Origin of the sequence: Nocardioides sp. (assembly GCF_050246775.1) — a bacterium.
In the GTDB taxonomy this organism is placed as follows: Bacteria; Actinomycetota; Actinomycetes; order Propionibacteriales; family Nocardioidaceae; genus Nocardioides.
Genome location: NZ_JBFWVK010000002.1, coordinates 352,826 through 374,362, shown reverse-complemented (window position 1 = coordinate 374,362; position 21,537 = coordinate 352,826). Strand labels below are relative to the sequence as shown.

Here is a 21,537-nt window from a genome sequence, read left to right as displayed (position 1 = left end):
GACTCAGTCCAGGGTGAAGTAGTCGGGGCCCGAGTAGCGGCCGGTGAGCATCTTCGTGCGCTGCATGAGCAGGTCGTTGAGCAGGGTGGAGGCGCCGAAGCGGAACCAGTCCGGGTCCAGCCAGTCGGGTCCGGCGACCTCGTTGACCACGACGAGGTACTTGATGGCGTCCTTGGTGCTGCGGATGCCGCCGGCGGGCTTGACGCCGACCATCTGCCCGGTCTGGGCGCGGAAGTCGCGGACGGCTTCCAGCATGATCATCGTGACCGGGAGGGTGGCTGCCGGCTGCACCTTGCCGGTGGAGGTCTTGATGAAGTGGGCACCGGCGAGCATCGCCAGCCACGAGACCCGGCGGACGTTGTCGTAGGTCTGCAGCTCGCCGGTCTCGAAGATCACCTTGAGGTGCGCCGCGTGCCCGTCGGGACGGACGCAGGCCTCGCGCACGGCCACGATCTCGTCGAAGACCTGCTGGTAGCGGCCCGACAGGAACGCCCCACGGTCGATGACCATGTCGATCTCGTCGGCGCCCGCCTCGACCGCGTCGCGGACGTCGGCGAGCTTGATGTCCATCGCCGCCCGACCGCTCGGAAAGGCGGTGGCCACCGCTGCGACCTTGACTCCGGAGTCGCCCAGGACCTCCTTGGCGGTGGCGACCATGTCGGGATAGACACAGACCGCAGCCGTCATCGGGCACCCGGGGTCCGTCGGATCGGGATGCATCGCCTTCGTGGCCAGCGCCCGGACCTTGCCGTGGGTGTCCTGGCCCTCCAGCGTGGTCAGGTCGACCATGCGGATGGCGAGGTCGATGGCGTAGGCCTTCGCGGTCGTCTTGATCGACCGTGTGGACAGGCTCGCAGCGCGGGCGTCCGCGCCGACCTGGTCCACGCCGGGGAGCCCGTGCAGGAACCTGCGCAGCGATGACTCCGATGACGTGATGTCCTCGAAACCGGCTGCACTCGTCGTTGAGGCAGTAGTCGTCACCAAGCCAGCATAGGGTTGTCGGCGCAGAGCCGGGCAATTGCCGAAAGGGGCCGTCGTGGCCGACCAGGACGTGGAGTACTTCAAGCCGACCAACGGACGCGTGGTGGGCGTCCTCGGCCTGCTCGTGGCGCTCGGCCTGATCGTCCTGCTGGCCTCCGACGGCCTGCGGGGCGCCGATGTGCCGGTCATCCTCGGCATCGCCTTCGGTGCGGTCCTGGTGTGGGCGGCGATCGTGCGGCCCCGGGTCGGGGTGTCACGCGAGGTGCTGGTGCTGCACAACCTGGCCAGCACGGTCACCATCCCCCTGATCAGCATCGAGCAGCTCGTGATCCGCCAGTTCCTGGAGGTCCGCGTCGAAGGTCAGCGTTTCGTCTCGCCCGCCGTCGGTCGCAGCCTGCGCGACCTGCGCAAACGCTCGGGCCGGGTGCTCGACCCGGTCAGCAGCTACACCGACTTCATCGAGGACCGCCTGGACCGCCGCCTGGCCGAGGCCAAGGAGCTGGCCTCGAAGGGGCAGCCCGCCCCCGCCGTACGGCGTGACTGGGCGTGGCCCGAGTTGGTGGCCATCGTGGTGACCGGCACCGGTTTCTTGGTGTCTCTCTTCCTCTGAGGACGGACCTTCGGCGACGTCAGGTCTCAGATTCCGGCGGCGGCCTTGATGTCGTTGCGCAGGGCGTCCAGCCGGCCGGCCGCAGAGATCCGGGCTGCGTCGACGCCGTCCTCGGGGTCCACCGCGATGACGACCTCGAGATAGCACTTGAGCTTGGGTTCGGTGCCGCTCGGGCGGACGATGATCCTGGCGCCCGGCATCTGGTAGCGCAGCCCGTCGGTGGGGGGCAGTGCCGCCGAGCCCAGCGACAGGTCGTCGACCCTGTCCACGCGCAGCCCGCCCAGCGTGGTGGGCGGCGTCGCCCGCAGCCGAGCCATCGCGGCACCGATCTCGGCGAGGTCGGTGACCCGCACGCTCAGCTGGTCGGTGGCGTGCAGGCCGTGCTGGCGCGCGATGTCGTCGAGCAGGTCGACCAGGGTCTTGCCCTCCGCCTTCGCTGCGGCCGCGAGCTCGCACAGCAGCAGGAGGGCTGAGACGCCGTCCTTGTCCTTGACCTGCTCCGGATCGACGCAGTAGCCCAGCGCCTCCTCGTAGCCGTAGGCGAGTCCCTCCACCTTGGCGATCCACTTGAACCCGGTCAGCGTCTCCTCGTGCGGTTGACCGTGGGCAGCCGCCAGCTTGCCGAGCAGCGAGGAGGACACGATCGAGTTGGCGTACACGCCGGTGCGTCCGCTGCGCAGCAGGTGCAGCCCGAGCAGTGCGCCCACCTCGTCGCCGCGCAGCATCTGCCAGCCGTGCGGACCTGGCACAGCCGCAGCGCAGCGATCGGCATCGGGATCGTTGGCGACGACCAGGTCGACGCCGCGCTCCCGGGCCAGGGCCATGGCCAGGTCCATCGCGCCCGGTTCCTCGGGGTTGGGGAAGGCCACGGTCGGGAAGTCCGGGTCAGGGGCCTCCTGCTGGCTCACGACGTACGGCGCGGTGAAGCCGGCGCGTTCCAACACGCTCAGTACCGAGGTGTTGCCCACCCCGTGCAGGGGTGTGTAGACGGTGCTCAGGTCCCGGGGACCGTCGCCGGCCAGGGCCGCGACCGTGTCGAGATAGCGCTCCACGATCGCGTCGTCGAGCACCTGCCCGCCGTCGCCGCGCGGGACGTCGGCCACCGCTCCCACGGCCGCGATGGCGGTGGCGATGCCGGTGTCGGCTGGTGGCACGATCTGGCTGCCGTCACCGAGATAGACCTTGTAGCCGTTGTCCTGGGGCGGGTTGTGGCTGGCGGTGACCATGACGCCTGCGACGCAACCGAGGTCACGGATGGCGAAGGCGAGCAGCGGTGTGGGCAGCGCGCGGGGGAGGGTTAGCGCGCGCAGACCTGCTCCCGTGATCACCTCCGCGGTGTCCCGGGCGAAGACGTCGGAGTTGTGGCGGGCGTCGTAGCCGATCACGACGGCATCGCCGGTCTCGGCCCCGTTGGCTCGCAGGTACGCCGCGAGCCCTGCTGCGGCCCGGATCACGACGACGCGGTTCATCCGGTTGGGCCCGGCTCCCAGGGCTCCGCGCAGGCCTGCGGTGCCGAACTCGAGGGTGCCGTCGAACCGGTCGCGCAGCTCGGCGCTGTCCCCGGCTGCGATCAACGCCTCGAGCTCCGCACGGGTCTGGTCGTCGGGGTCGTCGGCGGCCCAGGCGGTCGCCTGCTCGATCAGATCGGTCATGGCCAGCAGGCTAGCGTCGCCCGCGCGGGCCGAACACCGGCGCCACCCGCTTCACGGCCGCCTCGCGGGTGGCCTTCGTGTTGGCTGCGAGCAGGAGGTAGATCTGCTCGGCGCGTTCCCTGCCGAGGGTCACCCGGGTTCGCGCGGTCCAGGTGGTGTTGAACAGGCGCTTGGCGGCGGCCAGTGCGTCCGGCGACCGGGTGGACAGCTCCTCGGCGAGGGCGAAGGCCGCGGCGACCGGGTCAGGAGCCAGCTCGGTGGCCAGGCCGAGGTCGGTGGCCTCCTTGCCGGAGACGACCTGGGCCGTCATGGTCAACCGTTTGGCGGTGTCGATGCCCACCAGCTCCTTGAGGGTCTGGATCCCGCTCATGTCGGGGATCAGTCCCCAGCGGGCCTCCAGCACCGACCACTGCGCATCGGGTGTGGTGAACCGGAAGTCCGCCGCCAGGGCGATCTGCAGCCCGCCGCCGAAGCAGTGTCCGTGCACCGCCGCGATCACGGGCACCGGGAGTCGGCGCCAGGCCCAGCAGGCCTCCTGGAACACGTTCGTGCCGCGCCAGGGCAGCGGCACGAACGCGCGGGCGATGCCCACCGGGTCCTTGAGGACCGTGCCCACGTCGAGCCCCGAGCAGAACGAGTCGCCCTCACCCGACAGCACGACCGCGCGCAGTGTCCGGTCGCGACGCAGCCGGCGTGCGGTCGCGCCGAGCTGGGTGAGGGTCTCGAGGGTGAGTGCGTTGAGCTTGTCGGGGCGCTCCAGCCGCACGTGGGCGATGCCGTCGGACACGCTGCAGGACACCAGTTCCACCATTCCCTCACGATAGTCCCAGACCAGAGGGCGCCACGGGCGGGCAGGCTGAGGGGTCGCTCAGGCGTCGATGTGGGACATGTCCCCGTAGCGATCCCCGGCCACGGCGTCGCGCGGCACCGCGGCCTCCAGGGCCGTCAGGTCGTTGTCGCTCAGGACCACGTCGGCTGCGCCCGCGTTCTCCTCGAGATAGGCGACGCGCTTGGTCCCCGGGATCGGCACCACGCCCAGCCCGTGCCGCGGCCCCTGGGCCAGCACCCAGGCCAGGGCGAGCTGGCCGGGGGTGACGTCCTTGGTCACCGCGAGCTCGCGGATCCGAGCCACCAGGGCCAGGTTGGCCTCCAGGGCCTCGCCCTGGAACCGTGGGAAATAGGCCGTACGCCGGGCATCCGCCGCGCCGTCGGCGCCCGAGTCCCGGGTGATGGTGCCGGTCAGCAGGCCTCGCCCGAGGGGCGAGTAGGGCACCAGTCCGATCCCCAGTTCGAGCAGCACCGGGAGGATCTCGTCCTCGAGGTCACGGGTGAACAGCGAGTACTCGGTCTGGAGGGCGGTGATGGGGTGGGTGGCATGCGCCCGGCGGATGGTCGTGGGGCTTGCCTCGGAGAGCCCCAGGTGGCGGACCTTGCCGGCCGCCACCAGTTCGGCCATGGCCCCCACGGTCTCCTCGATAGGCACGGACTTGTCGACGCGGTGCTGGTAGTAGAGGTCGATGTGGTCGACCCCGAGCCGCTGGAGCGATGCGTCGCAGGCGGAGCGGACGTAGTCAGGCGACCCGTTGATGCCGACCCGGGTGCCGTCGGGGAGTCGCTCGTTGCCGAACTTCGTGGCCAGTTGGACCTCGTCGCGGCGACCGTGGATGGCCTTGCCGACCAGTTGCTCGTTGGTGAAGGGGCCGTACATGTCAGCGGTGTCGAGGAAGGTGACGCCCAGGTCGAGGGCGCGGTGGATGGTGGCGATGCCTTCTGCCTCGTCACCGGTGCCGTAGAACTCCGACATGCCCATGCAGCCGAGGCCGAGGGCGGAGACGGTGAGTGGTGCGGCGGTGCCGAGAGTGCGATCTGTGATGGTCATGACTCGAGTCAACGTCTTTGAGCGCGCTCAAAGTCAAGCGTGGTCGACTTGACCCTCGTAGATCCCGATCTTGTGGTCGATGGCGCGCAGGTGGGCGCTGACCTCGGCGAGCTGTCGCTCGACGCGCTCGCGGTGGGACGTGAGCAGGGCCAGGCGCTCGGCCTCGTTGCCCGGACCGGTGCGCACGAGCTCGGCGTACTTCTTGACCTCACGGATCGGCATCCCCGTGGAGCGCAGCTTGGTGAGGAGCGTGATCCAGGTCAGATCGCGCTCGGTGTAGCGACGGTGGCCGGACGCTGAGCGGTCCACGGGTGCGAGCAGCAGGCCGTCGCGTTCGTAGTAGCGCAGGGTGTGGGCGGAGAGTCCGGTCTGGACGGCCACCTCGGCGATGCTCAGAGCGGTCGGCTGGGTCAGTGTGGTCACGACTCCAGTGTCACTCTTCGAGTGTGCTCACAGTCAAGCGACGCAGAACTCGTTGCCCTCCGGGTCATGCATGAGCACGAAGTAGTGACGGTGGGCCTCGTCCACGTTCTTGCGGCCGATGGTCGCGCCCCGGCTCACGAGGTCAGCCACGAACGCCTCCACGATCTCCTTCTTGCGGGCGAAGGACATCAGGGGGTCGCGCCCTGTCGGATAGACGTCGAGATGGAACCGGTTCTTGATCGACTTCACCTCCGGCACGATCTGGAACCAGATCCTGGGGCCTGCGCCGCTCGGGTCATGGATCCGGTCGCACCCGTCATTGGTGGGGTCGAGCTCCTCCTCGGGCACGCCCTTGAAGCGGTACCAGTCGTTCCACGTCTCGAAGCCCTCGGGCGCGGGCTGGCGCTCGTAGCCCAGCACCGGGGCCCAGAACTCCACCAGGCGCGAGGGGTCATTGGCGTCGATCGTCAGCTGCCAGGTCGTCATGCCGGCGACGATAGACCCGGTCACCGACACTCGGTGATGACCGCCAGGGTCGCTCGGGCGATGGCGAGCTCCTCGTTGGTGGGGACCACCAGGACGGTGGTCGGCGATCCATCGGCCGAGATGACCCGGGGACCGGTCCCCGAGGCGTTCCGCTCCCGGTCCAGGACGAAGCCGAGCGGTGCCAGTGCGGTGAGCACGTCGGCGCGAACGCCGGCGTTGTTCTCCCCGATCCCGGCGGTGAACGTCAGGGCGTCGACGTGGCCCAGGACCGCGAGGTAGGCACCGACGTACTTCACGATGCGGCGTACGTAGATCCCGTGCGCCAGCTCCGCATCCTCGTCACCGCCCTCACGCAGTGACTGCAGGGCCCGGAAGTCGTTCTCCCCAGCGAGGCCCAGCAGCCCCGAGCGCTTGTTGAGCATCGTGTCGATGTCGGTCGTCGACATCCCGGCCTGGCTCAGATAGCCCTGGATGCCGGGATCGAGGTCGCCGGGCCGGGTGCCCATCACGAGGCCTTCGAGCGGGGTCAGCCCCATCGAGGTGTCGACCGCGCGACCCGCTTCGATCGCCGAGACCGAGGCTCCGTTGCCCAGGTGCAGCACGATCTGGTTGAGCTCGGCGCGATCGCGGCCCAGGAAGGCGGCCACGGCGGCCGAGACGTAGTCGTGGGAGGTCCCGTGGAAGCCGTAGCGCCGGATCCGGTGCCGCCTGGCCACGTCACGGTCGATCGCATAGGTGTGTGCCACGGCCGGCAGGTCGGCGAAGAAGGCGGTGTCGAACACGCCGACGTGGGGCAGGTCGGGGCGCAGTGTCATCGCGGCCCGGATGCCCTGCAGCGCCGGTGGGTTGTGCAGGGGCGCCAGGCTGTTCTGCTCCGCGATGCCCTCCAGTACGGCGTCGTCGAGCAACGTCGGCTCCCGGAAGCGGTCGCCCCCGTGGACGACCCGATGGCCCATGCCCCGCAGCCCGCTGGCCGCCAGGTCCGGGCCGTGCCCGGCGAAGGCCTCCTGGATGGCGGCCAGGGCGGCCCGGTGGTCGGTGAACTGCGCCCGCTGCTCGAACCGCTCACCCCCCACCCGGTGGGTGAGGGCCCCGTCGGCCTCACCGATGCGCTCGACCAGGCCCGAGGCCAGGACGGCCTCGGTGGTGGCATCGACCAACTGGTACTTGAGCGAGGAGCTGCCGCAGTTGAGCACCAGGATCGGGCTGCTCACGATTGCGCCTGGATCGCGGTGATCACGATGGTGTTGACGATGTCGTGCACCAGGGCGCCGCGCGAGAGGTCGTTGATCGGCTTGTTGAGACCCTGCAGGATCGGGCCGATCGCCACCGCCCCGGCCGAGCGCTGCACCGCCTTGTAGGTGTTGTTGCCGGTGTTCAGGTCCGGGAAGACGAAGACCGTGGCGCGCCCGGCGACGGGGGAGTCCGGCAGCTTGGCCCGGGCGACGGTGGGGTCGATGGCGGCGTCGTACTGGATCGGGCCCTCCAGCAGCAGCGAGGGGGCCCGCTGGCGCACCAGCTCGGTGGCCTGGCGCACCTTGTCCACATCGGCCCCGGAGCCGGACGAGCCGGTGGAGTAGGAGAGCATCGCGACCCGGGGTTCGATCCCGAACGCGGCAGCCGTCTCAGCGGAGCTGATGGCGATGTCGGCCAGCTCGGTGGCATTCGGGTCCGGGTTGACCGCACAGTCGCCGTAGGCCAGGACCCGGTCGGCCAGGCACATGAGGAAGATGCTCGAGACCACGGTGACGCCGGGCTTGGTGCGGATGAACTGCAGACTGGGCCGAATCGTGTGGGCCGTGGTGTTGACGGCACCGGAGACCATGCCGTCGGCCATCCCGAGGTGGACCATCATCGTGCCGAAGTAGGACACGTCGCTCATCGCTTCCCGGGCCTGCTCCAGCGTCACGCCCTTGTGGGCACGCAGTCGCGCATACTCGTCGGCGAACGCGTCGAGGTGGGCCGGGTCGAGCGTCGAGACCACGTCCGCGCGGGACAGGTCCAGGCCCAGGGCAGTGGCCTGGGCCATGATCCGGTCCCGGTCGCCGAGCAGGGTCACGTCGGCCACGGCCCGGCGGAGCACCACGTCCGCGGCCTGGAGGATCCGGTCGTCGCTGGCCTCCGGCAGCACGATGCGGCGCCGGTCGGTCCGGGCACGCTCCATCAGCTGGTACTCGAACATCAGCGGGGTCCGGATCCCCGACGACGGGGTGTTGATGGCGGCCAGGAGCGCCACCGGATCGACCCGTTCGGCGAACAGGCGGCGCGCGGTCTCGATCTTGCGGGTCGAGCCGATGTTGAGCGGTCCGTGCAGGTCGTCCAGCCGTTGGGCGGTCGGGTAGGTGCCCAGCGACGTCAGCGCGATCGGGAGCTCGACGTCGACGCCCGCGCAGAGCCGCCGGATCGACGGGGGGATCTCGTAACCACCGACCAGGATGATGCCGCCCAGGGTGGGGAACGTGTCGGACTGGTGCGCCATCAGCAGCCCGGCGAGCAGCTCGGTGCGGTCGCTGGGCGTCACGACGGTCGCATCGAGGAAGAGTCGGTCCAGGACGTTGGGCAAGGTCATCCCGGCCACGAGTACGCCGAGCGACTCGCGATCGAGCTGGGCGTCGTCGCCCTGGACGAGGCTCGCCTCGGCCGCCACCATCTGTTCGCGGATCGTGGGCGCCGTCAGCAGCGAGTGCTCCGGCATCACCCCGGTGGTCAGCCCGGGCAGCGTGGCCAGGGCCCGCTCGGTCTCCTCGACCGAGTCCTGCGCCACGCGGTTGGCGATGAGCGCCACCACGTCGTTGTGCTGGCGCCGGAACTCGTCGATCGCGCCGCCGGCACTGCGCACGATCTCCTCAGGCGTCCGGTCGACCCCCGAGACCACCATCACGACGGGGGAACCCAGGTTGGCAGCGATCCGTGCGTTGAAGGTGTGCTCGGTGGGGCTCGAGACGTCGGTGAAGTCCGAGCCCATGATCAGCACGAAGTCGTGGCGCTCGCTGATCTCGCCGTAGCGGCGCACGATGGTGGCCAGAGCCTCGTCCGGGTTGGCCACTGCCGCCTCGTAGGTCACCCCGCGTGCGTCCTCGTAGGTCTGGTGGCTGCTGGGATGGGCGACCAGGACATCGATGAGTACGTCGCGCTGATGACCGTTGACCAGGGGGCGGAAGACCCCGACCGAGCCCACGTCTCGTGCGAGGAGGTCGAACAGGCCGAGCCCGACCGCGGACTTGCCTGTGCGGCCCTCGGGTGAGGTGACGAACACGCTCCTGGTCACGAGGGAAGGCTAACGCTGCGCACTCGTCGGTCTCGCCTGCTGGATGTCACGCGCGGTCGAGTGCCGGGCGCTGCATCGACTCGCCCACGAACGCGCCGCCCACGTGAGCGGCCTCATCCTCGTCCTGTGGCGAAGCCGCGACGAGCTGGGCGAACTCCTCGGCATCGTCCTGGGGCTGGTAGCCGAGACGGCGTCCAGGCTCCAGATCCCACCAGGCTCGGGTGTTGGCCGAGATGCCGTAGAGCACGGCGTACCCCGGGCTCGGCGCCGTCAGGCCGGCCTCGAACATCCGGACGCAGTCGTCGGGGGACAGCCAGGTGCTGAGCTGGCGCACACTCTCGGGCTGCGGCTGGAAGGAGCCGATCCGGCAGGCGACGGCATCGATTCCGTGCCGGTCGGCGTACAGGCTCAGGAGCGCTTCTGCCGCCACCTTGGCCACACCGTAGAAGGTGTCCGGGCGCGGCGGGGTGTCGATGCCGAGCAGTTCGCGGCGTGGGGTGCGGCCCACCGCGTGGTTGGAGGACGCGTGCACGATGCGGGTGACGCCGTGCTCGACCATGGCGTCCAGCAGGGCCGCCGTGGTCACGACGTGGGAGGTGAGGGAGTCCGGGAGGCTGGCCTCGCCCGGGTTGCCGGCCAGGTGGACGACCGCGTCGAGACGATGCACGGCGAAGACGTCGGCGACCGCGTCGGCGTCGGCACAGTCGGCGGTGTGCCAGTCGTTCGTGGACTCGTCGTAACCCTCCGGAGCCGGGACCCGGTCCAGCCCGACCACCGTGTGGCCCCGGTCGGCCAGCCCGACCATGGCGACCTGTCCGATGGTGCCCGCGGCACCGGTGACCAGGATCTTCATGGCGCTCAGATCCGGGGCACGATCTGGCCCAGCAGCGCGCCCATCCGGCTGGCGGCCGCCCGCCCGGCCTCCAGCACCTCGGCGTGGTTCAGGGGCTCTCCGGTGATGCCGGCGGCCAGGTTGGTGACCAGGCTGATCCCCAGCACCTCCATCCCGGCCTCGCGCGCGGCGATGGCCTCCAGCGTCGTACTCATGCCGACCAGGTGCCCACCGATCGCGCGCACCATGCCGATCTCCGCCGGCGTCTCGTAGTGCGGGCCGGGGAACTGGACGTAGACGCCCTCGTCGAGCGTCGGGTCGACCTCACGGCACATCGCACGCAGCCGCGAGCTGTAGAGGTCGGTCAGGTCGACGAAGTTGGCGCCCTCGATCGGCGAGGTGGCGGTCAGGTTGATGTGATCGCTGATGAGCACCGGCTGGCCGGGCTGCCAGGTCTCGCGCAGTCCGCCACAGCCGTTGGTCAGGACGATGGCCCGGCAGCCGGCGAGGGCTGCGGTCCGGACCGGGTGGACCACCGCGGCCACGCCCTTGCCCTCGTAGAAGTGGGTGCGGCTGAGGAAGACCAGCAGGTTGCGGTCGCCGGCCCGGATGCTGCGGATGCGGCCCGAGTGCCCGGCCACCGCGGCCGCGGAGAAGCCGGGCAGGTCGGTCGTCGCGATCTCGGCCGTGGCCTCGCCGAGGGCGTCCACGGCGGGCAGCCAGCCGGAGCCCAGGACCAGGGCGATGTCGTGGCGCTGCACACCGGTGAGTTCGGCAAGGGTGTCGGCGGCCTGCTGGGCCAGCGTCGAGGTGTCGGTCACGCACCGACTCTAACCAAGCGGCCCGGACCCGGAGTGCCCGCGGGCCGCCGTCAAGGCCAACGGAGAGCGGTGTCGGCGGGCGGCTCACAGGAAGCGCACAGGAGAATGCCAGCCCAGACCTATCGCGCTACGCCACTGTGAGCCCATGAGCGCGACGATCAGCCGTCCCCGGCACAGCCGGGAGTTGGCCTTCGTCGGACGTCGCGCGAGGTTCGACGCCCGCGTGCGGGTCGCGGCGATGGCGGCGCTGTGGCTGAGCCTCCTACTGGTGTCCTACTGGTGGGTGAGCGCCGGCGGGGTGCAGGACCTGGCCGGCTGGACCAGCGGTCTCACCTCGATCGGCCGGCTCACCGGACTGGTCGCCTCGGTGCTGCTCCTGGCCCAGGTCGCCCTGATGGCCCGCATCCCGACCCTGGAGGCGGCATGCGGCCAGGACCGGCTCGCCCACCTGCATCGCCTGGTCGGGTTCACCTCCTTCAACCTGATGCTGGCTCACATCGTGCTGATCACCTGGGGCTACGCCCTCGGCAACGTGCTCCAGACGCCCGCAACGCTGTGGGACCTGACCCTGCACTCGCCCGGCATGCTCCTGGCCGCGGCCGGCACGCTCTGCCTGGTCATGGTGGTGGTCACCAGCGTCAAGGCCGCTCGGCGGCGCATCCGCTACGAGTCCTGGCACCTGCTCCACCTCTACGCCTACCTCGGTGTGGGGCTGGCGCTGCCCCACCAACTGTGGACCGGCCAGGAGTTCATGACGTCACCGGGTCGCACCGTGTTCTGGTGGACCGCCTGGGCGAGCGTCGCGGCCGCGGTCCTCTACTGGCGCCTCGGCCTGCCGCTGTGGCGCAACCTGCGCCACCAACTGCGCGTCGTCTCCGTGGTGCCCGAGGCCGACGGCGTCGTCTCGGTGCTCCTGACCGGACGCCGGCTGGACCGACTGCCTGTGGAGGCGGGACAGTTCCTCTCCTGGCGCTTCCTGGGTCGGCCCGGTTGGAGCCGCGCGAACCCCTACTCGCTCTCGGCGGCCCCCGATGGCCGGACGTTGCGGATCACCGTGCAGGTCGTGGGCGACGGCAGTGCGGCGATCCGGTCGTTGCGTCCTGGCACGAGGGTGTTCTTCGAGGGGCCGCACGGCCGGCTCAGCGCCCGCTCGCGGACCCGTCCGAAGGTGGCCTTCATCGGCGCCGGCGTCGGGATCACCCCGCTGCGGGCGCTGGCCGAAGGACTCGACTACCGCCCGGGCGAGGCCACCTACCTCGAACGATTCACCGATGCGCCGCTGTTCGCCACGGAGATCGACCAGCTCGCCCGGGATCGCGGTCTGCACGTCCTCCGGTTGCCCGGGCGTCGCCGCGGACCCGGCTCCTGGCTTGGGGACCGCATCGGCGGCGCGAGCGACCTGGCCGCCCTCCTCTACTGGATCCCCGACGTGGCCGAGCGCGACGTCTACGTGTGCGGCCCCGAGGTCTGGACCGACCTCGTCGTGCGAGACCTGGTGGCTGCCGGCCTGCCCCCTGATCAACTCCACCTCGAGACCTTCAGCTGGTGACGACATGAAACGCATAGTGCTGTGGCTGCTCAGCACCCTGTCCATCGTCGTGCTGCTCTTCGGCTACGACACCTCGACCTCGGGGGTGCAGACCGCCTCTCCCACGTCGATCATCTCGGGTGGCAGCTCCGCGGCGTCGCAGTCCACCTCGACGGGAAGCTCGAAGTCCGGCTCGAACACCGGCTCGAAGTCCGGGTCCGGCTCGGCGTCGAAGTCCTCGACCGCGACCGGCGACACGGTGGCGACGCAATGGGGGCCGGTGCAGGTCGAGCTGACCGTGAAGGCGGGCACGATCACCGACGTCAGTGTCCTGCAGTACCCCAGCGGCAACGGCAGGGACGCAGAGATCAACAATTACGCGCTGCCGATCCTCATCCAGGAGACGCTCGATCAGCAGGGCGCCTCGATCGACATGGTCAGCGGCGCCACGGTGACCAGCGTCGGCTACACGCAGTCCCTGCAGAGCGCCCTGGACCGGGCCGGACTGTGAGCGGGTCGGCCCGTCGGTGGGTGGAACAGGTCATGGGGCTGCCGATCAGCCTGGCCCTGCGCGGACGACACGCCGATGACCGTCAGGGGTACGACGCCTGGCAGTCGGCGCTCGCCGAGCTGCGTCACGTGGACGAGGTGTTCAGCACCTACCGCGCGGACTCCTACGTCTCCCGCCTCGGCCGTGGCGAGCTCGCGCTCGGGGAGTGCCCCGCCGAGGTGGCCGAGGTCCTGGATCTCGCCGAGGAGGCCCGGGTGGCCTCCGCCGGCGCCTTCGACGTACGCCGCCCCGGGCCGGAGGGTACGACGGTGTTCGACCCGAGCGGGGTGGTCAAGGGATGGGCGGTGCAGCGCGCCGCTCGTGCCTTCGAAGATCTCGACGACACGGACGTCTGCCTGTCCGGCGGTGGGGACATGGTGTGCCGCCTCGGTGCACCGGACCACGAGCCCTGGCAGATCGGCATCGAGGACCCCCATGACCCGCGACGTCTGCTCGCCCGTATCCCGGTCCGTGACGCGGCAGTCGCCACCTCCGGACTGGCCCACCGCGGTGCCCATATCGTGCACGGCGTCACGGGAGCCGCCCCGCAGGGCATCGCCTCCGTGACCGTCGTCGCCGACGACCTCACCTGGGCCGACATCGACGCCACGGCGGCGTTCGCACAGGGAACCGGGGCGCTGAACTGGTTGCGGACCAGGCCCGGGCGCGCCGGTCTCGTGGTCTGGAAGGACGGCACCACCGAGACGTTCGCGACCGCTCAGGGCGGATCGGGCCGGGCCCCGCGCACGCACACACAGGCGGCCGCCGCGGCCAGTCCGGACCCCACGGCCACGTGGGGCCCGCGGGCCCGGGCCGCCAGGTAGCCGGCGCAGAAGGCATCGCCGGCGCCGGTCGAGTCCAGGACGACGGCCGGGTGCGCCGCCTGCACCTCTCCGGCCACCCGGACCCCACCCGCACCGAGGGTGACGACCGCACGTGGGTCGTCATCCAACCCCAGGAGATCGGCCTCGTCGGCGTTGGGGAACAGCAGCTCGGCTGAACGCGTCCAGTCCAGGAACCGAGCCGGGCCCACCTCACGCAGGAACGACACCGTGCTGGGGTCGACGCTGAGTCCCACCCCGCGCCGAGCGGACTCCTCGACCAGAGCGAGGGCGAACTGCCGGGTGCTCGGGTCGAAGAAGGTGTAGCCGGTGAGGTGCAGCCAGTCGACCTCCGACCAGGCGTGCTCGGGCACGTCGTCCATCGAGATCCGGGAGTTGGCCGCCCGGTCGACGTACATGGTCCGTTCACCGGCGGGGTCCAGGGTCAGGACCAGCGTTGCGGTCGGGAGCTCAGGGTCGCCGGCGATGATAGCCTCCACGCCGGACCGGTTCAGCGCCGCCGTGTGTCGCTCCACCCCGTCAGCCCCGGCACGGCCGACGAACACGACGTCGGCGCCCAGGTGCCCCAACCAGGCGGCCACGTTGGCCGCCGAGCCTCCTGCCGACATCCTGATCTCGGAGCGGGTGTCGCTGGACGGCGTCACCGCGGTCAGCGGGCGGACGCCGATGTCGTCGATGACGTCTCCGACCACCAGGATCCGCGACACCAGGTCAGCCTGACACCTGGGTGCCGGCCCACGCGACCGCGATGTCGCCGGCGACTCGGATGTTGTTGCGGGCGATGTCGAGGTTGACCCGGAGGCTCTCACCACCGGTGAGCTCCACGATCGTCAGCAGCAGGAACGGGGTGACCTCCTTGCCGCTCAGACCACGCTCCTGCGCCATCGCGAGCGCCCGGTCCAGCGCCTGGTCGTGCACCGCCGGATCGAGCTGCTGGTCGAGCGGCAGCGGGTTGGCCACCAGGATCCCGGCGCGCTGGTCGAGTCGGTCGCGCATCCGCATCACCTCGGCCACGGCCTCGGCATCCGGCACCGACCAGTCGAGGTGGTGCCCCGAGCTGGTCAACCAGAAGCTCGGGAACTCGCGCGTGGCGAAGCCCAGCACCGGCACGCTCAAGGACTCGAGGCGTTCAAGGGTGGCGCCGATGTCGAGGATGGACTTCACGCCGGCGGAGACCACCGTGATCGGCACGTCGGCCAGCACGCCCAGGTCCGCGGACTCGTCGAACGACTCCGAGGCACCCCGATGCACCCCACCCAGCCCGCCGGTGGCGAAGACCCGGATGCCTGCCAGGTGAGCGATGAACGAGGTGGCCGCGACGGTGGTCGCCCCGCTGCCGCCCCGCGCCAGCACGATGGGCAGGTCACGCACGCTCAGCTTGTCGATGTCCTCGCTCGCGATCCGCTCGAGCTCGTCGGCACTCAGCCCGGCCTTCAGCTCACCGTCGAGCACGGCGATGGTCGCGGGTACGACGCCGCGCGCCCTGAGCATGTCCTCGAACTCGCGGGCGGCGACGAGGTTGTCGGGGCGCGGCAGCCCGTGGGAGATGATCGTGCTCTCGAGGGCGACCACTGCTCGGCCGGCCTCGAGGGCCTCGCGGACGGCCGGGCTGACGCTCAGTGGTGCCGGCATCACAGGCCGGTGGAGCGGCAGGGCCTGGCTCGCAGGGCGGCCACATAATCGGCGGGAGCGTCGGCGGCCACGGCGGCATCGGCGAGCACGCCCAGGTACGACGCCGACGGCAGGCCGCCCTCGTAGGCGTCGAGGACGTAGGTCCACACCACCAACTCACCGGCGAGCGTCTTCACCCGCACCTTCGTGGTGCGGTAGAGGCCGGTGTCGGCGGAGTCCCAACGATCCAGTTCGGCCACGTCGTCGGCCGTGACGTCGTACACCGCGACGTACACCTGCTCGAACGGGTCCTGGACGATGGTCGCGAGGGCGCCGTCCCACCCGTGTTCCTCGCCACCGAAGGTCAGGCGCCACCCTTCGAGCCACCCGGTGGTCTGCAGCGGGGAGTGCGGACAGCGCGCACTCATCCGGGCTGGGTCGAGGTTCGTCCCGTAGGCGGCGTACAGCGTCACGACAGTGAGATTAGTGCCTGCGTTGGAGCCGGGGGCCGCGACCTCCTAGGCTGAGCACCGTGACCCACTTCAATGTGCTTGTTCTTGGTGCCGGTCCGGGCGGATATGTCGCGGCCATCCGCGCCGCCCAGCTCGGCCTGTCCGTGGCGGTCGTCGAGGAGAAGTACTGGGGGGGAGTCTGCCTCAACGTCGGCTGCATCCCGTCCAAGGCGCTCCTCAAGAACGCCGAGCTCGCCCACGTCCTCACCCACGAGAAGGCCAAGTACGGCATCGAGGGTGACGCGACCATGTCGTTCGGCCCGACGCACAAGCGCAGTCGCCAGGTGAGCGCCGGCATCGTCAAGGGCGTCCACTTCCTGATGAAGAAGAACAAGATCACCGAGATCGACGGCTGGGGCACGCTCACGGGTCCCCGGGCGCTCGACGTCAAGGGCAGCGACGGAGCCACCACGTCCTACACCTGCGACAACCTGATCATCGCGACCGGTGCCACGGTCCGTCTGGTGCCGGGCGTCACGCTGTCGCCCAACGTGGTGACCTACGAGGAGCAGATCCTCAGCGACCAGCTCCCCGGCTCGATCGTGATCGGCGGCTCCGGGGCCATCGGCGTCGAGTTCGCCTACGTGATGAAGAACTTCGGCGTCGACGTGACGATCGTGGAGTTCCTCGACCGGATGGTGCCCACCGAGGACGCCGACGTCTCCAAGGAACTCGCCAAGCACTACAAGAAGCTCGGCGTCAAGGTGCTGTTGGCGACCGCGGTGAAGGGCGTCGAGGACACCGGATCCGGGGTCAAGGTCACCGTCGCGCCCGCCGGCGGCGGCGACGAGACCGTCCTGGAGGCCGACAAGTTCCTCGCGGCGTTCGGCTTCGCGCCCCGGATCCTCGGCTACGGGCTGGAGGCCGCCGGGGTCGAGGTCACCGACCGCGGCGCCATCGCGATCGACGGGCGTGGGCGCACCAACGTGGAGGGCGTCTACGCGATCGGCGATGTCACCGGCAAGATGATGCTGGCCCACGTGGCCGAGGCGATGGGCATCGTGGCGGCCGAGACGATCGCCGGGGCCGAGACCATGGAGGTCGACTTCGACATGATCCCGCGGGCGACGTACTGCCAACCGCAGATCGCGTCGTTCGGCTACTCCGAGCAGCAGGCCATCGACAAGGGGTACGACGTCAAGACGTCCACGTTCCCGTTCTCGGCCAACGGCAAGGCCCAGGGACTCGGTGACACTGCCGGGTTCGTCAAGATCGTGGCTGACGCCGAGCACAACGAGATCGTCGGTGCCCACCTGATCGGCCCCGACGTCACCGAGCTCCTGCCCGTGCTGACGCTGGCGCAGCAATGGGACCTCACCGCCGACGAGGTCTCGCGCAACGTGTTCGCGCACCCGACCCTCGGGGAGTCCGTCAAGGAAGCCATCCACGGCATCGCCGGCCACATGATCAACTTCTGATCCAGACAGGGACTGATGAACCGCATCGTCATCATCGGCGGCGGGCCGGGTGGCTACGAAGCCGCCCTCGTCGCCGCCCAGCTCCATGCTCGAGTGACGGTGGTGGACTCCGACGGCATCGGTGGCTCCGCCGTACTGACCGACTGCGTCCCGTCCAAGACCCTGATCGCGACGGCCGAGGTGCTGACCGACATGGCCTCCGCCGAGGCGCTCGGCGTGACGCTCGCCGACGCCGAGGGCGATGCGGCCTCGTGGGTCACGATCGACCTGGCCCGGGTGAACGCGCGGGTGAAGAGACTGGCAGCCGACCAGTCGGCCGACATCTCCGCTCGACTGGAGCGTGAAGGCGTCCGCGTCGTCCAGGGCCACGGCCGCCTCGACGGCGTCGGCAAGGTGGTGGTCACGCTGGCCGACGGCAGCAAGGAGCGCCTCGACGCCGACGCCATCCTGGTCGCGACCGGCGCCGCCCCGCGCGTGGTGCCCGAGGCCCAGCCCGATGGCGAGCGCATCCTGACGTGGGAGCAGGTCTACGACCTCGACGAGCTGCCCGAGCACCTCATCGTGGTGGGGTCCGGTGTCACGGGCGCCGAGTTCGCATCGGCGTACGTGGCGCTCGGGATCGACGTCACGCTGGTGTCCTCGCGCGAGCGGGTGCTGCCCGGTGAGGACGCGGATGCGGCCACAGTGCTGGAGCAGGTGCTCACCAGGCGCGGCATGAAGTTGCTCTCGCAGTCGCGGATGCAGAGCGTGACCCGGGACGGCGACGTGGTCACCGTCACCCTGGTCGACGGCCGCTCGGTCACCGGCTCCCATTGCGTCCTGGCGCTGGGCTCGATCCCGAACACGGCGGGCCTCGGCCTGGAGGAGGCCGGGATCAGGCTGGACGCCCAGGGCTTCCTCAAGGTCGACCGGGTGTCGCGGACCTCGGTCACCGGCGTCTATGCGGCCGGCGACTGCACCGGCGTGCTGATGCTCGCTTCGGTCGCCGCCATGCAGGGCCGGATTGCGATGTGGCACTACATGGGCGACGCGGTCTCGCCCATCGACCTCAAGAAGGTCTCCTCGAACGTCTTCACCTCACCCGAGATCGCCACCGTCGGATGGTCGCAACGGGCCATCGACGCCGGCGAGATCGCTGCGGAGACGGTCATGCTGCCGCTGGCCACCAACGCGCGGGCCAAGATGCAAGGCATCAGCGACGGGTTCGTCAAGCTCTTCTGCCGCCCGGGCACCGGCTCCGTGGTCGGGGGAGTGGTGGTCGCGCCGCGCGCGTCCGAGCTCATCCACGTCGTCTCCCTGGCGGTCGCCGAGTCCCTGACCGCCGATCAGCTGGCGCATGCGTTCACGGTGTATCCGTCCCTGTCCGGCTCGATCGCCGAGGCTGCGCGCAGGCTGCACCAGGTCTAGCGACCGTTGCTGCCGACGGTTCATCAAGGTATGTCGGCCAACCTCCACTTCCCACGGTGAACTCGTCGTGGACAGTGGAGGTTCGCCTGCATCCCATGATGAAACTCCATGGGCCGCACCCGGTGCCGGCTCAGAAACCGCCGCCGTCGAAGCCGCCGCCACCGTCGAAGCCACCGCCACCGTCGTACCCGCCGCTGTCGTACCCGCCACTGTCGTAGCCACCGTCCGAGCCGCCACCGTCCGAGCCGCCACCGTCCGAGCCGCCACCGTCTGATCCGCCCGAGCCGTCGCCACCGTCTGCGCCGGTCCCGTCACTGCCCCAGCCGCCGATCATCGAGCCGAGCACGAAAGCCGGGAAGAGACCGTTCATCGCCCAGGCGCCGTAGTAGCCCTGGGCATACGACTGGTAGCCGGGTCCGCCGTCGTACCACGGCACCATCCGGTTGCCGGAGCGCACCATGCGCGCGTCGGGTTCGGCCCCCTGGGCGAGTCGCTCGGCGTCCGCGAGGCACACCGGCACCTCGCGGGGCTGCCCGCCTGGTGGCGCCCACTCGACGTCAGTCTGCGACGGACCGTGCGCGGGGCTGAAGAAGCAGGGCGGCCGACGCTCGGGGAGCTTGTCCCCGGATTGGCGCGCGAGCACGCAGGCCTTGGCGTAGCGACCGTCCTCGAGCGTCTTGGTCACCTCGGTGACATCCTCGGGGCGGGCCACGTCACGCATGAGGGTCTTGGCGTTCTCGTAGCAGTCGAGCGCCCGCTGATAGTCCTGGCGCATCGCGGCGTCGAGGTCGGTGGTCAGCGTCTCGATGTGCAGGTCCTGGAGCTCCTCGCCGAAACGGGTGACGTCCTCGTCGGCGACCGCACGCACCTGCTCGAGCTCGCGTTCACGCTGCACCCGGAGGCGTTCTGTCTCGCGGCGCCGGGACAGCAGAAACATGGCTCCGATGGCGAGGACGACGGCGATCAGGACCCATTCCATGTCTCCAGCCTAGGCGGACGTGCCCAGTGCTGACCGGCTGTGCGACGTGGCGCCCACCTCGAGCGGGGGCAGGCCGCCGCCGAACCACGCTTCTGTAATTCGTCAGAAGCGGTGGACGGTCCCCAGTGCGCGTGTTCGACTGGGGATCCCACCCGTCCCTGACGTCACACCAACCTCGGAGTTCCCTGATGCCCCGCCCCCTGCTCGCCGCTGCACTCGCCCTCGCCGCCAGCACCGCCCTGGCCCAGCCATCACAGGCGGCGCAGGCAGAGGTCCCGGTCCCGCCGCAGGCCTGGGTGACCATCAACGGTCATGGTTACGGCCACGGCCACGGCATGTCGCAGTACGGCGCCGAGGGTGCCGCCCGGCAGGGACTCAGCGCCCAGGCGATCATCAACTTCTACTACCCGGGAACCAGGCGAGGCACCCTGACCGGCAAGATCAGCGTCCACCTCACCGCCGACACCGATGACAACACGGTCGTCCTGAGCCGCGCGGGACTCCGCCTGCGAGACTTGTCGACCGGGCAGATCTGGACCCTGCCGGACAACGGCGCGCGCCGCTGGCGCCTCGCGGTCGGCCCCGGCGGTGCGTCGAGGGTCGGCTACCTGACCGACGCCTGGCATGCCTGGCGCACCCTTGAGGGCGACGGCGCGTTCTCCGCGGGAGGAGCCCCGGTGACCCTGGTGACGCCCAGCGGCCAGGTCGCCTACCGAGGCGCCCTGCGGTCGATGCGTCCCTCGAACGGATCGATGGCGCGCGACACCGTCAACGTCCTCAACATCGACAGCTACCTGCGCGGCGTGGTGCCCCGCGAGATGCCGGCGACCTGGCGACCCGCCGCCGTACGTGCCCAGGCGATCGCCGCGCGCACCTACGCGGCGTACGAGCGGGCCCACCCGCTGACGAGCACCTACCAGATCTGCGACACCACCTCGTGCCAGGTGTACGGCGGCTACTCCGCCGAGCACCCCGACTCCAACGCTGCCATCGTCGCGACCGCCGGCAAGATCCAGCTGTACCGCGGTGAGCCGGCCTTCACCCAGTTCGCCTCGAGCAGCGGTGGCTGGACCTCGGCCGGCAGCATGCCCTACCTGAAGGCTCAGCAGGACCCCTACGACGACTGGTCCGGCAACCCGGTGCACAACTGGTCGACCCGCGTCGATGCCCGGAGCATCGAGCGCGCCTGGCCGAAGCTGGGCAACCTCACCGGGATCCAGGTCACCTCGCGCGACGGCAACGGCGCCTGGGGCGGTCGCATCGTGACGATGGTCCTGCACGGCGCGAAGGCCGACGTGACCGTGTCCGGCGACACCTTCCGCTCGGTCCTGGGGCTGCGCTCGACCTGGCTGGCGTTCAAGGCGACCGCGAAGTAGGCGGCATGATCGAGGTGGCCGAGGTCCGCCGGTTGGCGCTGAGCCTGCCGCGCACCACCGAGCACCTCATCCGCGACCGGGTCAAGTTCCGCGTCGGCCAACTCGTGTACGTCGCCTTCTCGCGCGACGAGTCCCTGATGGGGTTCGCCTACCCGAAGGAGGAGCGCGACGGCCTCGTCGCGAGTGATCCCGATACCTTCCAGCTGCCGGTCGCCTCCGACCTGCGCTACCACTGGGTCGTCGCCCGAACCGCTGCCCTCGACGCCGACGAGATGACCGAGCTGGTCACCGACGCGTGGACGATGGTGGTCCCGAAGTTCCTCGTGCGCGAGCATCTCGGTCGCTGAGCGCCGGGGAGCAGA

22 protein-coding genes are annotated in these 21,537 nt (G+C 70.3%); 8 read left to right on the top strand and 14 right to left on the bottom strand.

What is annotated here, in order from left to right; genetic code table 11:
* Positions 1-3: 3 nt before the first annotated feature.
* Positions 4-981, bottom strand: a complete 978-nt coding sequence (gene deoC / locus AB7I40_RS11650; protein WP_428345937.1) for a deoxyribose-phosphate aldolase — start codon at positions 979-981, stop codon at positions 4-6.
* A gap of 55 nt (positions 982-1,036) precedes the next feature.
* Here deoC and AB7I40_RS11645 point away from each other — a divergent pair, with 55 nt between their 5' ends.
* Positions 1,037-1,591, top strand: coding sequence for a hypothetical protein (locus AB7I40_RS11645; RefSeq protein WP_428345938.1), 555 nt, complete (start codon positions 1,037-1,039; stop codon positions 1,589-1,591).
* A gap of 26 nt (positions 1,592-1,617) precedes the next feature.
* On the opposite strand, the gene AB7I40_RS11640 is transcribed toward AB7I40_RS11645, so the two are convergent.
* From AB7I40_RS11640 to AB7I40_RS11600, 9 genes are read right to left on the bottom strand one after another with little or no spacing between them, the layout of a single operon-like run.
* The gene (locus AB7I40_RS11640) at positions 1,618-3,243 is read right to left on the bottom strand and encodes a phospho-sugar mutase (protein ID WP_428345939.1); all 1,626 of its coding nucleotides are present in this window, start codon (positions 3,241-3,243) and stop codon (positions 1,618-1,620) included.
* A gap of 10 nt (positions 3,244-3,253) precedes the next feature.
* A complete protein-coding gene (locus tag AB7I40_RS11635; protein WP_428345940.1) occupies positions 3,254-4,054 on the bottom strand; it encodes a crotonase/enoyl-CoA hydratase family protein in 801 nt (266 codons plus the stop codon).
* A 57-nt stretch (positions 4,055-4,111) separates the two neighbouring features.
* On the bottom strand, positions 4,112-5,122 hold the full coding sequence (locus tag AB7I40_RS11630; RefSeq protein ID WP_428345941.1) for an aldo/keto reductase: 1,011 nt from the start codon (positions 5,120-5,122) through the stop codon (positions 4,112-4,114).
* 33 nt (positions 5,123-5,155) lie between these two features.
* Positions 5,156-5,545 (bottom strand): MerR family transcriptional regulator, encoded by a 390-nt coding sequence (locus tag AB7I40_RS11625; protein ID WP_428345942.1) that lies wholly within the window; start codon positions 5,543-5,545, stop codon positions 5,156-5,158.
* A gap of 33 nt (positions 5,546-5,578) precedes the next feature.
* The gene (locus AB7I40_RS11620; RefSeq protein ID WP_428345943.1) at positions 5,579-6,031 is read right to left on the bottom strand and encodes a VOC family protein; all 453 of its coding nucleotides are present in this window, start codon (positions 6,029-6,031) and stop codon (positions 5,579-5,581) included.
* A gap of 20 nt (positions 6,032-6,051) precedes the next feature.
* The gene (locus AB7I40_RS11615) at positions 6,052-7,245 is read right to left on the bottom strand and encodes an acetate/propionate family kinase (RefSeq protein ID WP_428345944.1); all 1,194 of its coding nucleotides are present in this window, start codon (positions 7,243-7,245) and stop codon (positions 6,052-6,054) included.
* Complete coding sequence (gene pta, locus AB7I40_RS11610) at positions 7,242-9,299, bottom strand: phosphate acetyltransferase (protein WP_428345945.1); 2,058 nt, start codon at positions 9,297-9,299, stop codon at positions 7,242-7,244. Before pta ends, AB7I40_RS11615 begins: the two co-directional genes overlap by 4 nt.
* Positions 9,300-9,345: 46 nt before the next feature.
* Positions 9,346-10,152: an NAD-dependent epimerase/dehydratase family protein gene (locus AB7I40_RS11605; protein WP_428345946.1), complete on the bottom strand. Its 807-nt coding sequence runs from the start codon at positions 10,150-10,152 to the stop codon at positions 9,346-9,348.
* Positions 10,153-10,157: 5 nt separating this feature from the next.
* Entirely contained in the window at positions 10,158-10,952 is a 795-nt protein-coding gene (locus tag AB7I40_RS11600) for a purine-nucleoside phosphorylase (RefSeq protein WP_428345947.1), read from the bottom strand.
* 145 nt (positions 10,953-11,097) lie between these two features.
* On the opposite strand from AB7I40_RS11600, the gene AB7I40_RS11595 reads away from it, so the two are divergent.
* Genes AB7I40_RS11595 through AB7I40_RS11585 form a run of 3 tightly spaced genes read left to right on the top strand, consistent with a single transcriptional unit; the run spans position 11,098 to position 13,854 of the window.
* Positions 11,098-12,501, top strand: coding sequence for a ferredoxin reductase family protein (locus tag AB7I40_RS11595; protein ID WP_428345948.1), 1,404 nt, complete (start codon positions 11,098-11,100; stop codon positions 12,499-12,501).
* Positions 12,502-12,505: 4 nt separating this feature from the next.
* On the top strand, positions 12,506-12,991 hold the full coding sequence (locus tag AB7I40_RS11590) for an FMN-binding protein (protein WP_428345949.1): 486 nt from the start codon (positions 12,506-12,508) through the stop codon (positions 12,989-12,991).
* A 32-nt stretch (positions 12,992-13,023) separates the two neighbouring features.
* On the top strand, positions 13,024-13,854 hold the full coding sequence (locus AB7I40_RS11585; RefSeq protein WP_428345950.1) for an FAD:protein FMN transferase: 831 nt from the start codon (positions 13,024-13,026) through the stop codon (positions 13,852-13,854).
* Here AB7I40_RS11585 and AB7I40_RS11580 read toward each other — a convergent pair.
* Genes AB7I40_RS11580 through AB7I40_RS11570 form a run of 3 tightly spaced genes read right to left on the bottom strand, consistent with a single transcriptional unit; the run spans position 13,749 to position 15,956 of the window.
* Entirely contained in the window at positions 13,749-14,579 is an 831-nt protein-coding gene (locus AB7I40_RS11580) for a carbohydrate kinase family protein (protein WP_428345951.1), read from the bottom strand. The two genes, AB7I40_RS11585 and AB7I40_RS11580, sit on opposite strands and share 106 nt — an antisense overlap.
* Before the next feature lie 4 nt (positions 14,580-14,583).
* Positions 14,584-15,504, bottom strand: coding sequence for a pseudouridine-5'-phosphate glycosidase (locus AB7I40_RS11575; protein WP_428345952.1), 921 nt, complete (start codon positions 15,502-15,504; stop codon positions 14,584-14,586).
* Complete coding sequence (locus AB7I40_RS11570) at positions 15,504-15,956, bottom strand: gamma-glutamylcyclotransferase family protein (RefSeq protein ID WP_428345953.1); 453 nt, start codon at positions 15,954-15,956, stop codon at positions 15,504-15,506. Before AB7I40_RS11570 ends, AB7I40_RS11575 begins: the two co-directional genes overlap by 1 nt.
* Positions 15,957-16,015: 59 nt before the next feature.
* On the opposite strand from AB7I40_RS11570, the gene lpdA reads away from it, so the two are divergent.
* Entirely contained in the window at positions 16,016-17,413 is a 1,398-nt protein-coding gene (gene lpdA / locus AB7I40_RS11565; protein WP_428345954.1) for a dihydrolipoyl dehydrogenase, read from the top strand.
* A gap of 15 nt (positions 17,414-17,428) precedes the next feature.
* Positions 17,429-18,820 carry an NAD(P)H-quinone dehydrogenase gene (locus AB7I40_RS11560; protein ID WP_428345955.1) on the top strand — a complete coding sequence of 464 codons (1,392 nt, stop codon included), beginning with the start codon at positions 17,429-17,431 and terminating at the stop codon, positions 18,818-18,820.
* A gap of 130 nt (positions 18,821-18,950) precedes the next feature.
* Here AB7I40_RS11560 and AB7I40_RS11555 read toward each other — a convergent pair whose 3' ends face one another.
* A complete protein-coding gene (locus AB7I40_RS11555) occupies positions 18,951-19,799 on the bottom strand; it encodes a hypothetical protein (RefSeq protein ID WP_428345956.1) in 849 nt (282 codons plus the stop codon).
* Positions 19,800-19,987: 188 nt separating this feature from the next.
* Between AB7I40_RS11555 and AB7I40_RS11550 the strand changes: the two genes are divergently transcribed.
* Together AB7I40_RS11550 and AB7I40_RS11545 are read left to right on the top strand one after the other, a co-directional pair.
* On the top strand, positions 19,988-21,175 hold the full coding sequence (locus AB7I40_RS11550; protein ID WP_428345957.1) for a SpoIID/LytB domain-containing protein: 1,188 nt from the start codon (positions 19,988-19,990) through the stop codon (positions 21,173-21,175).
* A gap of 5 nt (positions 21,176-21,180) precedes the next feature.
* Positions 21,181-21,522 (top strand): MmcQ/YjbR family DNA-binding protein, encoded by a 342-nt coding sequence (locus AB7I40_RS11545; RefSeq protein ID WP_428345958.1) that lies wholly within the window; start codon positions 21,181-21,183, stop codon positions 21,520-21,522.
* Positions 21,523-21,537 lie beyond the last annotated feature (15 nt).